The organism is Natranaeroarchaeum aerophilus, from assembly GCF_023638055.1.
In the GTDB taxonomy this organism is placed as follows: domain Archaea; phylum Halobacteriota; class Halobacteria; order Halobacteriales; family Natronoarchaeaceae; genus Natranaeroarchaeum; species Natranaeroarchaeum aerophilum.
Genome location: NZ_JAKRVY010000015.1, coordinates 1 through 11,883 on the forward strand (window position 1 = coordinate 1; position 11,883 = coordinate 11,883).

At 52.1% G+C, this 11,883-nt stretch carries 15 protein-coding genes and 2 pseudogenes; 5 read left to right on the forward strand and 12 right to left on the reverse strand.

The window, feature by feature from the left end:
* Positions 1 to 163: 163 nt before the first annotated feature.
* Both AArcSt11_RS16120 and AArcSt11_RS16125 read right to left on the reverse strand, forming a co-directional pair.
* Positions 164 to 748, reverse strand: a complete 585-nt coding sequence (locus AArcSt11_RS16120) for a helix-turn-helix domain-containing protein (protein WP_250598622.1) — start codon at positions 746 to 748, stop codon at positions 164 to 166.
* A 140-nt stretch (positions 749 to 888) separates the two neighbouring features.
* The gene (locus AArcSt11_RS16125) at positions 889 to 1,140 is read right to left on the reverse strand and encodes a hypothetical protein (protein ID WP_250598624.1); all 252 of its coding nucleotides are present in this window, start codon (positions 1,138 to 1,140) and stop codon (positions 889 to 891) included.
* A 102-nt stretch (positions 1,141 to 1,242) separates the two neighbouring features.
* Here AArcSt11_RS16125 and AArcSt11_RS16130 point away from each other — a divergent pair, with 102 nt between their 5' ends.
* Positions 1,243 to 1,632 carry a hypothetical protein gene (locus AArcSt11_RS16130; RefSeq protein WP_250598625.1) on the forward strand — a complete coding sequence of 130 codons (390 nt, stop codon included), beginning with the start codon at positions 1,243 to 1,245 and terminating at the stop codon, positions 1,630 to 1,632.
* 371 nt (positions 1,633 to 2,003) lie between these two features.
* Here the strand turns inward: AArcSt11_RS16130 and AArcSt11_RS16135 are convergent, their stop codons facing one another.
* Positions 2,004 to 2,174 (reverse strand): hypothetical protein, encoded by a 171-nt coding sequence (locus AArcSt11_RS16135; protein ID WP_250598626.1) that lies wholly within the window; start codon positions 2,172 to 2,174, stop codon positions 2,004 to 2,006.
* 156 nt (positions 2,175 to 2,330) lie between these two features.
* Between AArcSt11_RS16135 and AArcSt11_RS16140 the strand changes: the two genes are divergently transcribed.
* Complete coding sequence (locus AArcSt11_RS16140) at positions 2,331 to 2,975, forward strand: hypothetical protein (protein WP_250598627.1); 645 nt, start codon at positions 2,331 to 2,333, stop codon at positions 2,973 to 2,975.
* An 80-nt stretch (positions 2,976 to 3,055) separates the two neighbouring features.
* Here AArcSt11_RS16140 and AArcSt11_RS16145 read toward each other — a convergent pair whose 3' ends face one another.
* The 4 genes and pseudogenes from AArcSt11_RS16145 to AArcSt11_RS16160 form a co-directional block, all read right to left on the reverse strand.
* Complete coding sequence (locus AArcSt11_RS16145; RefSeq protein WP_250598628.1) at positions 3,056 to 4,237, reverse strand: site-specific integrase; 1,182 nt, start codon at positions 4,235 to 4,237, stop codon at positions 3,056 to 3,058.
* 40 nt (positions 4,238 to 4,277) lie between these two features.
* Positions 4,278 to 5,582 (reverse strand): site-specific integrase, encoded by a 1,305-nt coding sequence (locus AArcSt11_RS16150; protein ID WP_250598629.1) that lies wholly within the window; start codon positions 5,580 to 5,582, stop codon positions 4,278 to 4,280.
* A 271-nt stretch (positions 5,583 to 5,853) separates the two neighbouring features.
* Positions 5,854 to 5,970: pseudogene (locus AArcSt11_RS16155) on the reverse strand (hypothetical protein); the annotation flags it as partial.
* Positions 5,971 to 6,033: 63 nt separating this feature from the next.
* Positions 6,034 to 6,201, reverse strand: coding sequence for a hypothetical protein (locus AArcSt11_RS16160; protein ID WP_250598630.1), 168 nt, complete (start codon positions 6,199 to 6,201; stop codon positions 6,034 to 6,036).
* Between the two features lie 253 nt (positions 6,202 to 6,454).
* Here AArcSt11_RS16160 and AArcSt11_RS16165 point away from each other — a divergent pair, with 253 nt between their 5' ends.
* Positions 6,455 to 7,315, forward strand: coding sequence for a DUF8137 family protein (locus AArcSt11_RS16165; RefSeq protein ID WP_250598631.1), 861 nt, complete (start codon positions 6,455 to 6,457; stop codon positions 7,313 to 7,315).
* A gap of 120 nt (positions 7,316 to 7,435) precedes the next feature.
* Here AArcSt11_RS16165 and AArcSt11_RS16170 read toward each other — a convergent pair whose 3' ends face one another.
* Positions 7,436 to 8,425 (reverse strand): DUF7983 family protein, encoded by a 990-nt coding sequence (locus AArcSt11_RS16170; RefSeq protein WP_250598657.1) that lies wholly within the window; start codon positions 8,423 to 8,425, stop codon positions 7,436 to 7,438.
* A 402-nt stretch (positions 8,426 to 8,827) separates the two neighbouring features.
* Here AArcSt11_RS16170 and AArcSt11_RS17165 point away from each other — a divergent pair, with 402 nt between their 5' ends.
* On the forward strand, positions 8,828 to 9,316 hold the full coding sequence (locus AArcSt11_RS17165; RefSeq protein ID WP_353617823.1) for a cupin domain-containing protein: 489 nt from the start codon (positions 8,828 to 8,830) through the stop codon (positions 9,314 to 9,316).
* Between the two features lie 253 nt (positions 9,317 to 9,569).
* On the opposite strand, the gene AArcSt11_RS16175 is transcribed toward AArcSt11_RS17165, so the two are convergent.
* The 3 genes from AArcSt11_RS16175 to AArcSt11_RS17265 are packed head-to-tail and all read right to left on the reverse strand — an operon-like array spanning position 9,570 to position 10,465.
* Positions 9,570 to 9,785 carry a hypothetical protein gene (locus tag AArcSt11_RS16175; protein ID WP_250598633.1) on the reverse strand — a complete coding sequence of 72 codons (216 nt, stop codon included), beginning with the start codon at positions 9,783 to 9,785 and terminating at the stop codon, positions 9,570 to 9,572.
* 59 nt (positions 9,786 to 9,844) lie between these two features.
* Positions 9,845 to 10,258: a TRAM domain-containing protein gene (locus AArcSt11_RS16180; protein WP_250598635.1), complete on the reverse strand. Its 414-nt coding sequence runs from the start codon at positions 10,256 to 10,258 to the stop codon at positions 9,845 to 9,847.
* Between the two features lie 54 nt (positions 10,259 to 10,312).
* A complete protein-coding gene (locus AArcSt11_RS17265; protein ID WP_491896767.1) occupies positions 10,313 to 10,465 on the reverse strand; it encodes a DUF7837 family putative zinc-binding protein in 153 nt (50 codons plus the stop codon).
* A 290-nt stretch (positions 10,466 to 10,755) separates the two neighbouring features.
* Between AArcSt11_RS17265 and AArcSt11_RS17225 the strand changes: the two are divergent.
* A pseudogene (locus AArcSt11_RS17225) lies at positions 10,756 to 10,887 on the forward strand (transcriptional regulator); the annotation flags it as partial.
* A gap of 7 nt (positions 10,888 to 10,894) precedes the next feature.
* On the opposite strand, the gene AArcSt11_RS16185 reads toward AArcSt11_RS17225, so the two are convergent.
* Entirely contained in the window at positions 10,895 to 11,881 is a 987-nt protein-coding gene (locus AArcSt11_RS16185; protein ID WP_250598637.1) for a M23 family metallopeptidase, read from the reverse strand.
* Positions 11,882 to 11,883: the final 2 nt, after the last annotated feature.

Sequence of the window (11,883 nt, forward strand, 5' to 3'; positions counted from 1 at the left end):
CAACTTCCTAGTTCTGACGGTTCGTTCCGGTGCTGTCTAGTGATTCACCAGAGCCTATATTTGTTATTCTGTTGGCGACCACACGCAATAAAGAGCCCCGTATCTGCCACCCACGCTACTGACTCCTGAAACGTCTCGAAGGGCTTGCTCATTGTTCCCGCACTCAGTCCTCCGCGGTTGATGGCTGCTCGCGGGCATTCCGGATCTCGCCGAAGTACGGATCGACCGTCTCCATGTCAAGGACAACATCTCGCAAGGCCTGTAGCACAGCAATTGCGAACGCTTGCTGGAAGTCGAGTTCACGGGCTGCAACCCGTTCCGACATCTCTCCCTCGGCATACGGTCTGGCATACGTGAGGGCAGCTGCGAGCTTTCCCAGGCCATGCCGCTCAATCAGGAGATCCAAGTCCTGATCGCGGGGTGATCGTCCGAACGCTTCGATGAGCGTCGGCGTAATCGTGTATTCGTCCCCGTCGAGATTCGCAGTGAGCGTGATCGGGACCGCCGAATACGTGTGGGTCTTCTGCTCTTCGTCTCGGGTTAGCACTCCGAGTTCGACGAGTGTCCCGGCATCCGAGTATGCCGTCGTTCGCGGTATCTCTAGCTCAGCAACGATGTTATCGATGGTCACTTCTCCTTCTCGAAGAACGAACGTGTAGAGACGAGCCAGCCGTGGCTCCTCTAGCAGCTGTGCGACTGACAGCATACCGTTGACGGCTCGCTCAGGATCGCCGGCGGTCTTCGACATACAATTCATAATTCGTGTATTGAGTAATAACGCTTGGGGGAAGAGCAGTCTATAGAACGTCCCCTCACCGAACACCCTTCGGTGAGTGCAGCAGCTCCATACCCAGAGTCTACTAGTACGATCTCAAGGGCCGGTATTCGCTAAGTGCTATCTTCATACTCAAACTCATCCAAGGACTGCCCATCAGGGACGATCTCCTCATAGGGGATAGTGTCAACTGATTCTGCGGATTCCAGACGCTCAAGTAACATGCCGTCTGGAAGTGTCCCTCCTGGATACTTGTCTATGACAACGATTTCTCCATCACTGTTAGAGTCAATCTGGAAGAAGTTGTAATTGACCTCATCTTCATCATAGTATACCGGATTGAGATTACCCGGAGAGAGTTGCAAGCACGACAGCATGATCTCGATGACTTTCCGACAGAGCTACCGAGCGAGTACACAGCGATACTCTACTCGCAGACAGAACCCGGGTTCTCCGAGAACACATCGGTGACTGGACAGTTCGTGGCTGATGCGCGGCGCGAACTCACTACACCGCAGGAATGGAGGTGGTTCCGGGAGGAAATAGGCGCGAACATCATTTTCGGGAAAATCGTCGCGGAGCGGCTGCTCGTCGACAATGAAGATGAATTCAAGCGGTACTACGGATCGGACTTCGACGAACTCCTCCAGGACTGTCTGAGTATCGGTGGAGCGCAGTCAGGTGGGTCGGTCGAGGACGAGATGAGCGAGGCTCTATGGGCTCAACTTGGTGACCTTCCAAAGACGTTACAGATGTCTTCCATGTCCCGACGGCCTCCGAGTGAGTTTTACGATGAGAGGTCGGCAAAGCGATATGCGAAGTCGATGGTTTACAATTTAGGCCCGGGAATCGAGTGACTGAATCGTGAGATAGTGTCCTCCACCTCGCCAATCTCCGACTGCAGAACTTCAGGGTCGAATGGGTCACCAACCTTGGTATGGGCCTGAACTTCTCGCATCCGCGCCTAATTGAACGCGATTCGCAAGTAACCCGGTTCAAGACTTGCTTCCGAATCTTTGCTCAGGGCGACACTGACGATATTGTCCTCTCGGAATTCATTGAACCATCCAACTTTCGTCTCCGGAAGATTGGCAAGCAAATTGGTGACGAAAACGTGCGTATGGTTCATTGCAACATCTGCGAACTCCAGAAGGCTGAATCTGCTTCTCAGAGCGTTGGAAATTTACTGGGACTCCAACCGGGTAGTACCAAAACGCCGTTTCAGGAGCTATGCTACGGCAGCGATATTTGTGGGTGCTCCTCTGATACCAAATCCAGGTATATTGTCATCAGCAACGTCCTCTTTATCGTTGATCCCACCCTCGTCTACTGATTTAACTGTTTCTTCGTCTCCGCTGTCCGCAGTTTCTGGATCGTCTGCCTCATCGCCATCCTGCATATCGTCTTTCTTAGTCTCATCGGGAGGGGATTCACCTTGCTTTGTTGAACGCAGATGTAATGTCTTGTACGTATATAGCGTACATTAACAATCCACATCTTTACACTGGCTTTTGAATCCATATGTTATACCATCTTGTACGTTTATAGCGTACGTATGGTTGGAGTTGATTACAAATCATACTCTGAAGCACTCCTTGCAATGGGGCAAATAATCACTGAAATAAGTCAGGCCGACGTTCCTGAACTAACAATTTCCGATGCTGAACTTGGTGAGGAAGCAACTGTAACTGATTGGGTTGAATTTGCACAGGATACCGACTACTGGGTAGCATGGACCAATATACAGGCAATTGTTCAGGAACATGCTACGCATTATGAAGTTAGCTATGAACTTTACTCAGAATCTACTACGACTAGATTATATTCTTCAATATGCGTCGAATTGTATTCGGGTGAAAAACAGATCGGCATATTGGATATCGGTTACAATGATCTTGGTGAAGTGACTGTTCTTGGGGAGTATCTACACCCCAGTACAGAAGCCTGGGATGTATTTTATGAGGGCATGTTCCCGTTTTCAGATATTGACCCAATAGCTATGGGACGGAAAATCGCCAGTGTGGAACTGTCATATCTCACTGCAGAAATAGGATCCTGTGCTCCTGCCCTTGATTTTTGGCAAACACATCCCGAAACGGGTTGGTACCGGCAAAGTGAATGGGCAGATCTTCGTGGGGTTAACCGGCAGACAGTTAACGATCGACTCCGGGATGCGAAAGAACAACTGGAACATGACTAATTGATACACCTGCTAGCGGTTAGCAGGCAGTTCTTTGGAGGAATGATGACCGCGACCTGCGTCCATCATTCCAGAGAAGATCAGTCATGATTGAATCCGGAATCGGGATCATCCTCGGCATTCCTGAACTCATCTTCGAAGCGTTCCCGTTCTTCAGTGTCATCTGGTAGATCATAGTGAAGATCCTGAACGCGTGGCGAGACATCGCATCGCTGATCGATAGCATCTGACGAAACTCCCCGGTTCTTCTGATCAGTTATGTAACCAGTACGGATGTGATGAGGGGCCCGACTACTCGGACACTTGTACGCAGAATTGTTCTTCTGTGCTGCCTCACACTCATCAGGATCCCGGTCATGCGGACACCCTAAGCCGATCGCACAAGGCCGCGTCCACTTGTAGGCGATTTTCTGCAACATCGATGCACTAATTCGTCCATCACCTTTCGTCAGCAACGGTTCCCGTTCCTCGTCGTCCGTTACGTCTGGGCGCTGATTCTTAAGATAGTCCTGAATGAACTCTGGGACATCACCGTAAATATCGACCTCCCGCTGGCTACTCTCGTCTTTCTTCAGCGGAGTCGCCTCCTTGTGCTCGTACTTAAGAACTCTCTCTTCATAGTCAAAGTGACCTACATCACGGCCCCGTAACCCGTTCTTTCGAGGTCCGGACTGGCACATCAACTCCATTGCGATGTGCTCCACGTCAGCGTATTCGTACTTACGCAGATATTCCAGGGCTGCCTTCGCAATCTCGGGGTCTAGCTTCTTTTCGTCTACGCCGTCCCCAGACTCGTAGTCGACTTCAGGAATATTGACGCACTTCTCGAAGCGAACTGGAGCCATCCGGTGCTCGATTAGATGCAGGATGAACTCCCGGAAGAGATACATATCGTCACCGAGCGTCGTGTCCGATAGCGGCTCATCGCGGTCCAATGACTCGTATTTTCGCCACTTATCGTATCGTTCAACGTCTTCGCTTGTGAGATCGTCAGTAGTTTCGACAAGCGCTTCGTCTTCTATGTATGTCTGAAGGTAATTCAGCTTCCGTTTGTATTGTCCCGTCGAATCGACCGACTCCAGTTTCTTTTCACGGAATTCATTTAGAACTTCATTCATCGGTCGGGACTTGAATGAGAGTTCGGGGAACGACTCAGACATCTCATCCACAACCGTGGATGCAATCGCTTCAAGAAATTCTTCAGATGGGTCTTCCGAGAGACGCTGTTTCAGGAACTCTTCATCGTCGAGGCGGTCGGTCATTGGTGTTTGTCTTGGTATCTTGTTGGGGGTTGCTGCGGAATCATTCGAAGTCGTCTAGTTTACCATCGTACCCGGCGCTGTCTCCAGAGTCCTTGTAAGCGTCTTCCGGCAGAACTTCGCGGATCCGGGCCCGGAAGAAGGTTCGGCAGTATCGTTGCCGGCGCTCAGGTGTCAAATAGTAGTCACGTACCGATGATGGGTCCGTTGCGCCTTGCTCGTCGGCGATTTTCGCGGCCATTTCTAGGAGCTCAGTTTCGGCGTCAGCCATGATGTTGTAGTAGAACGACCGACCGTGTTTCGGAGGTGCATCGCTTCCGTCAATGGTAACATTAGCGCGCTGACAGAGGTCTTTGAACTTCTTTCGCGCCTGTTTTCCACAGAGGAATGACCTACCGTCCCTTGGACTTGGGAAGAGGTGTCCATTCCAATCCGCCTCGCGTGCCCGTTTATCAACGAGGTTGGCCAGCGAGTCAAGACCGAACAGCAGGCTGACCTCTCCACACCCATTCTTCCGGTCTTCGTCCTCAAAACGGATCACCGGATCTGAAGGGTTCAGATGCAGTTGATCTAAGTGGACAGCGGGCAGCTCTTTGGTCCGAAGTCCCCATACACAGTATCCGATTACTAACATCCTCTCTTCGTCAGTCTGCGCAGCATTCCAGAGTCGCCGAACTTGGCCGTCGGTTAGTGGCGTCGGATCGGGGTCTATGTTCCAATTGAACTCCGATTCGATTTCCTCCATCGGATCATACTCAATGCGGTTCGATCGTTCGAGCCATTCGAAGAATCGATGGGCAGCACGCAGGTACTTGAGGGCTGACTCGTCGGAACTGAGGTCTTTTCGGAGGTCTTTTCCTATTTGTTTGAACGTTTCGTAGAGTTCCTGTTGGCGGTCGGGGTCATTCGCGTGCGTGACGACCGCTGCGTCTCCGTATTTCTCACTAAACCGTTGGAGAAACATGTTGATTCGTGATCGAGTGGTTCGTTTTGTCCCGTCGGCCCAGTCACGGCATTCCATTTGATCTTCGAGATAGGTCTTTGCGTGGCCAATTGTTGCGACATCATCTATGTGCCATTCGTATCCAGTATTGCCGCCTGAAGAGGTGAGAAGCACGAAGTATTCAGGTGTACCCATGTCGTGCTTTTCGCGGAGCACCCACCGAAGGTGAGAATAACCGTTATCTGTTAGCCAGCGGACGGCTGGGTAGTCTCGTGGAGAGTTTGGGTTTTGATTTCGCCACTCTTCGAGGATTTCTTCCCCGAGCTCCTGGAGGGCCGTGAGACTGTGACTCCAGTCTCGATACGCGTCTGTCTCGTCGATATCGTCTGCTGGACTGTTCGGCATATGTACCCATATGGGGGTGAAACGGATAAGTCCTATAAGATAGTGAACATGTTAGTGTAACATATTTTCGAGTGTTGAACAGATACTAGCGTAACAAAGATACTACCGTAACACGCTCTTCTGTAGGAGATTGTTGATCCGACTCGGTTGCTCGCGCACCAAGCAGAGATGACTACGTAGACCAGTTCAGCGACCCGTTCGAGTACCGGTGGCACAATAGCTAAATCGCAAGAGGGCACTTCATCAACAATGTGCTACGCATGAGCGTAGCACGGTAATGTTGTGCCCGTGCTCGATACTCGTCGACACGGTTGTCCCACTCGACATACGGGACAGTCTCGGGGGCGTCTTCGAGCAGGAGTGTACCATCATCAAACGAGAGACGCATTCGGTCTCACCTACGGTAGGCGAGGTACTTGTCCTTGCTGGAGCAGACAAAATCAAAAGTAATCTACATCGACAGGTCGTCAGCGATTGACCGAAACTCGTCCTTTGTCGGCTGTCCTCCGATCTCGACTCCGTGGTCACCGACCCAGAATCGAAACTGCTGGTGATTCACATCAAAATGGAGTCCACAGGAGACATCTGGGTCTGCCTGTTTGTACTCGGACTCGCTCACATTCTCACCATCTTGGAGTGTTTTGAGCAGGTGTTCGACGACGTGCGGTCATTGCTTCATTGTCAAGATGTGGTCAGATGCAACGTGCTTGAGTACTTCTTCACCAGTTCTCTATCCATCACCAACAATATGGAACTCACCACTGAACTCGTACGGCTGCACAGTAATACTGAGAGCATACGTTTCGGTCATACGCTACCGTCATCGTTCTGTGGCACAAACGTTACGGCTCCAGTTGCTGTAGGCACGGGTAATGACAGTAGATCGCCGACCTGATGAGGTTGAACTGGAAGGGCTCGAACAACAGTTAGCAGATGCTGATAACGGAGACGTAACCGCACTCACTCAGGGAATCGCAACGTACGAGGCACGATTAACGTCGGCACACGAAGCGGATGAATCCGACCGTTATCGAGGAATTTCCCGAGCGTATCGAGAACGACTCATCACCACGTTGGATGATGTAACACAGTCCGAAGGTTGGAAGTTTCTTGTAGATTTCCTCGATGCATATCATCCAGAGACAACAGATGAGTTCCCACACGTGACGACCATACTTCAGAACGTTACAGGTCGTTACCTCATTCGCACTCGGCTGTCAGACGACGTGGAGGCGATTCCAGTCGAAGCGTTGGAGTATTTTAGCTCGATTCTCGACGGACTCGATGGAGAAGGATACGACTACATCCTCGAAGGAATGCACCCGTACGGATGGGGGATTGGACATCCCAACCACTCGGTTGCCGAGGACATCCATCAACACGCCTCCACGGACATCTTCGTCGTAAATGCAATGCTCGAACACGCATTCTACGCAGACCAGCACTTGGCTGTGGACTTGCTGGAGCGAATCGCACGTGACGACTCGATTCAAGAGCGTATCACATATGCTCGTGGGGAAATATCCGAAACACGAAATCTCTTAGATTCTCCAGCAGGAGCAGTGAGTAATTTCTCGCCGACGATCCCACGCTACTGGGACTGGAATGACGAGCTGGACTATCAGTTTGAACTGGACGAAGACGTTGAGCAACGGATCCGAGATCTCGTAGCTGAGGAGGGAATTGATGACGGCCTGCCCAGTGACTGGGAAATTGATGACTTGACGCTCTGATTCGAAGTTCAAACAGTGCCAAAACTGTGAGTGAGAACTCATCAGCCAACAGATGGTCGTATAAGCGTTCTTTTGTTGGTTAAGCTAGAACCTTAGAGATGCTCTGAACGACGCAGGCAATCAACCACCTGAAGCCGATTCATGGAAGGATCGACCCGATCGAAACTCGGTCAGTTCATCTATTCTGTCTTCGAGTTCTTCGATTTCTTCGTGCAGTTCGTCGGCTCCCTCTCCCTCGGTGGCCGCAAGTTGATCTTTGAGTCCCTGTAGGCGCGTCTCTTTTTTGTCTTCGTCCACGTCGGCCTTTCGCACGTATTCGCTCTCTTCGATTTCGTACACGTCACTCTCCGAGAGCTCCGTTACCTCTAGGGCGTCATCGACTTTCGTTGAATCTACTGTAGTCAATCGTTCGCGTTCGATTCCAGTTGACTCGAACGCATTCAAAACTAGTTCGTCGTCTTTGAGCGAGCGGTTCCGACGACTTGTCCGTTGGACTGACCCGAATTGACCGGACACCGGCTGGTCGTGGTGAAGCCTGTCAAGGAGGACAGCCCGCACGTTCTGGCGCATGTCGTTGGCGTTCCGTTGTACATCCGACAGCAGGGTATAGAGGTTGACCAGCCCCGGCGTCCCCACCTCTTCGAGTGTAGTCACGTTGTGACGTTCAAGAGCATCAATCAGCAACAGAGCATCTGCATACACGTCTACGTCGGGCTCCTCACGCTGTTCGTTGGCGTTATCAGTGTCTCCTTGAGCTTCCACCAACGGAGAACCTGTTGACTGGTCGCTCTCTGTCAGCGTCCCCTCACGGTCGTCCACCTCGAACCGTGGATGTAGAGATATGACGGTGGCATAAGGTTCGGCGTCCGGAGGAAGTCGGTCAAGGTTAAACTCGCCACGCGAATCCTGAATACGCTGGTACAGTGTCTCGAATTGGTCGCGCTGAAGTGGTATTGTCTCACCGTCGTCCCGATGCTGTATGAGTACCCTGTGTTCCTGAACATCTGTGACGCTGAACGCTTTGCGCGAGAGTGGGGTGACAAGTGTGGCGTCTCCTGGGAGTTCTTCGACGTTATCGAGAAGGTTGTGCCACGTTGTGCCGAAGGTCATGGCAGTGGGTAAGGGAAGGGATGATAAAGATTTCAGGTGTATGTCCATCACAGGGAATTGATTTCACAGGTTCATCAATGAATCACCTGTTACACTGCTCCTGCAGATTGCTCGTTTGAACTTCGACCGATTCACATAGATCTTTTACCGTCCGACAAGACGCAGGGCGCATAGCACACACAGTCAGCTCAGAATTTCGTGGAAGGTGTTTCATCTGCTGTCTTGAATAGCGGCGTCTGAGCATGAGAGAGGCGAATCGGGTTAGGAGATCACACGGTTCATCAGTTCACAACAGGGCGTCAACGAACGGCTGTTATACTCAGTCTACTTTGCTGTGGATCCACTGAGATTCCGGGGTCAACCAGAGGAAGATTTAGTTGGGTTGATGTCAACTAAACATCTATGTCCGGATTCACACTACCGGTCAGTGGAGACCGCACCGAGACGCAACCAATACAGTTCTTGGACACGCTTTCGTTTGTCCACGTCCCCAGTGACGAGACGGATAGACGATGGTCCGTTGTTGAAATGCAACTTCGGGAAGGCCACGCCCCGCCTCTCCACGTCCACGAGCACGCCGACGAATGTATTCACGTGATTGATGGGACGATTCATGTCCACACTGAAGAGGACAAGCAAGAGTTGACTGCTGATAGCTCAGTCGTGCTACCCCGTGGAGAACCCCATTCACTGCATGCAGTGACAGAGGCCACAATTATTGCAGCCGATTCACCAGGGGGTTTCGACAAATTCGTGGCTGCCGTCGGTGAACCCACTGAAGAGCGAACTATCCCGACGACTCCCCCGTCTGAGGCAGCTATTGGACGCGTGAACGAACTCGCCTCAGATCACGACATTCGCATCGTCGGCCCACCGCCTGTCGGGCCCTGAGGTGTCCTCGATATACTCGACATTCAATTTCTGGCACTATTTATATTAACCTCTGATTGAACGGTCGTAAACAACTTGTAGGAGGACTAACTGTATCGTGGTATGAGTTTGACCGGGCGGCTAAGCCACTACCTCGGCGCGGCACCTGAGTCAGAGCCATATGTGTGCAGCAACTGCGGGGCAACATTCGATGTTCAGTATCATGTTTGTCCTCACTGTGACGGGTTTTGCGTCGAACGTCAACAGTGGGACATCACCGAGTGATGTCGTCGATATCTTGGCGTAAATCGTCAAGCTCGTGTTGCAGGTCCCAGAGACGCTGGGTCATCTCTTCCAGTTGGATCGCATATTTGTCCGGCCCAACATTACTTGCCGTCACCCACAGTATCTCTTCTGCCTCACTGAGGTGCTCTTCAGCCGTCTCCAACTCCTCTTGAAGTTCATCGGAAGAATGTGTGCCCCGATCCATGATATATACGAGTCATTTGTCGCACAAAAACCTCTCTACTAGCTGTAAGAATCTTGCGATCACTCGTAGTAACTCACACGTTTACGAACCTCCGCGAAGGCCACAGTCTCTTTCACGTCGGTGATCTCGACGACTACGCGCTCCCCGCGCTCGGTATCGGGAACGATGACGACGAACCCCCGCTCAACACGCGTGACTCCGTCACCTTGATCACCGAGACTCTCAATCTCAACAGTGCGCTGTTCACCTTCTTCAACCGGTGGCGTTGGTGGATCAGGTTCGTCTGCTGATTGAGCGTCGCTCTCGTTGGATGTCTCATTCAACGAGGTGGGGAGTAAGGCGACACGATACGTTTTGCCTTCCTGGAGATCGCCAAGCTGAACCTCTCGTTTGGGAATCTCAACAGTATACGATTCGTCGTCGTCTTCAACGGTACTGGTAAACAGACAATGTAGTTGCTCGGGAATGTCCATCAGTAAGTCGTAGATCGATATGAGTGGATAGACCACTTGACTTTAGCGTTTGACCTACTCAGGCGCGACGACTGTCTCACAACTCGTGCATTCAGCCCAAATCCCTGCAGTGCCGTCGTCCTTCTCATACTCAACGAGCAGTCGTGCTCTATGGATCGGCTCGCCACAGTCCGGACAGCGACCGAGGGAGGATTCGTCAGTGTTCATTCAAAGGGAATGGAAGGAGCGTGTGACAGGATCCTTCCAAGTGGTATTCGCGTGTGTGTGATCATAGTGGTTTGGTGTCTCTGTTGCAATCCTCAAGCGGTGAGAGGATTCATGGGCCGTGCTGAATAGAGCCGATGGATGCAGCACGATGGCTCTGTTTGTGTCACCGCGGCTATGTTGATACCCTCAAAACATGACAGGATCGTCGTGCTGAATAGAGGGCGCGAGTCTTGCACAAGTGATTAGTCTGATTGAATATTCTGCTTTCCGCCAACCTGAGAAATCTTCGTTATTTCGTTGACTCCACACGGCGGGGCTCGATTGAGGGCACTGTACTCATCGAACGCGAGAAAGCAGAACGCCTGTGCGACGCCGATGAGCTTCGTGATCTCATCCGCGAGCGCGGTGGCAGCCCTGTCTGAACACCTGTCATGACTGGTCTGTCGGCTTTCTTGTTTTCACTCCCTGGCCGCAGTGGACTATTGCTTGCTTGTCGTTCATAAAGTCTCCGTCCAGATGCCGTGTGTCGGTGGCATCGAACCTGGCGGGGAGTCCGATACCGATAGAGAGTCGAGAACGGTCCTGAACGTGCATGTGCAACTGTGGCTCGCTGGCGTTGCCCGAGTACCCGCAGGAAGCGATCTGTTCACCCTGCTCAATAGTGTCTCCCACTTGGACTGTGAGGCTTCCCTGCTGGAGATGTGCAAGCACGGTGACCATATCGCCGTGGTCAATCACAACGTAGTTGCCGTAGATTGAACGGTAGGTTGGGGCTGGTGCACCGTTTGCACGACTGCTGTCGTTCCGACTATCTGTAGCGTTGACAACGGTCCCGTCAGCCGGCGCGAGCACGGGTTCCCCATAACAGTAGTGTGTGGCAGGATCGGTGCCTGAGGCGGCCTTGTCGTAGGTCGATCCCTTGTCATCAGTGATGACAAAGTCGTAGGCGTACCGATGCTGTGGAACGCCGGTATCGTGGGCGAACGTCTTGTCCGGGCTCCCCGAAAGGATGGTCCACTCGTCGTCAAAGGGTAGCCAAAGCGGTTGCTCTTGATCGAACTCGTCAGGGTCGGGGGTGAGCTTGCGCCCACGAACCACAGCCATGTTGCATCGGTGGATAATCGATTGCACGAGTGGAACCGGATGGATGGTCGCCCAGCCAGCTCCCAGATGGCCACGAACGCCAGTCGGCTCTCGGTCTTCAATCCACTCAGTCGGATCTCCCTCGTCTGTCAGCCATTCAAGCGCGATTGCAACAGGGATGAACAGAAAACAAAGGTAAAATAGGCCAAAGACAGGGTGGACCCATTCCCAAAAGCCCAGAAAGCCGAGCCACCAGTATTCGCTGGTGAAGTTCTGGATGCTGTCGAGTCGAGTACCGTCCGTCGAAAGCGGGTGGGTTTCGGTGACTGTCATTG

What these genes read in the sequence shown, in the direction of transcription:
- AArcSt11_RS16120 (WP_250598622.1), bottom strand. Translation starts at nt 748, where the DNA reads ATGTCGAAGACCGCCGGCGATCCTGAGCGAGCCGTCAACGGTATGCTG.
- AArcSt11_RS16135 (WP_250598626.1), bottom strand. Translation starts at nt 2,174, where the DNA reads ATGCAGGATGGCGATGAGGCAGACGATCCAGAAACTGCGGACAGCGGA.
- AArcSt11_RS16140 (WP_250598627.1), top strand. Translation starts at nt 2,331, where the DNA reads ATGGTTGGAGTTGATTACAAATCATACTCTGAAGCACTCCTTGCAATG.
- AArcSt11_RS16145 (WP_250598628.1), bottom strand. Translation starts at nt 4,237, where the DNA reads ATGACCGACCGCCTCGACGATGAAGAGTTCCTGAAACAGCGTCTCTCG.
- AArcSt11_RS16150 (WP_250598629.1), bottom strand. Translation starts at nt 5,582, where the DNA reads ATGCCGAACAGTCCAGCAGACGATATCGACGAGACAGACGCGTATCGA.
- AArcSt11_RS16165 (WP_250598631.1), top strand. Translation starts at nt 6,455, where the DNA reads ATGACAGTAGATCGCCGACCTGATGAGGTTGAACTGGAAGGGCTCGAA.
- AArcSt11_RS16170 (WP_250598657.1), bottom strand. Translation starts at nt 8,425, where the DNA reads ATGACCTTCGGCACAACGTGGCACAACCTTCTCGATAACGTCGAAGAA.
- AArcSt11_RS17165 (WP_353617823.1), top strand. Translation starts at nt 8,828, where the DNA reads ATGTCCGGATTCACACTACCGGTCAGTGGAGACCGCACCGAGACGCAA.
- AArcSt11_RS16175 (WP_250598633.1), bottom strand. Translation starts at nt 9,785, where the DNA reads ATGGATCGGGGCACACATTCTTCCGATGAACTTCAAGAGGAGTTGGAG.
- AArcSt11_RS16180 (WP_250598635.1), bottom strand. Translation starts at nt 10,258, where the DNA reads ATGGACATTCCCGAGCAACTACATTGTCTGTTTACCAGTACCGTTGAA.
- AArcSt11_RS17265 (WP_491896767.1), bottom strand. Translation starts at nt 10,465, where the DNA reads ATGAACACTGACGAATCCTCCCTCGGTCGCTGTCCGGACTGTGGCGAG.
- AArcSt11_RS16185 (WP_250598637.1), bottom strand. Translation starts at nt 11,881, where the DNA reads ATGACAGTCACCGAAACCCACCCGCTTTCGACGGACGGTACTCGACTC.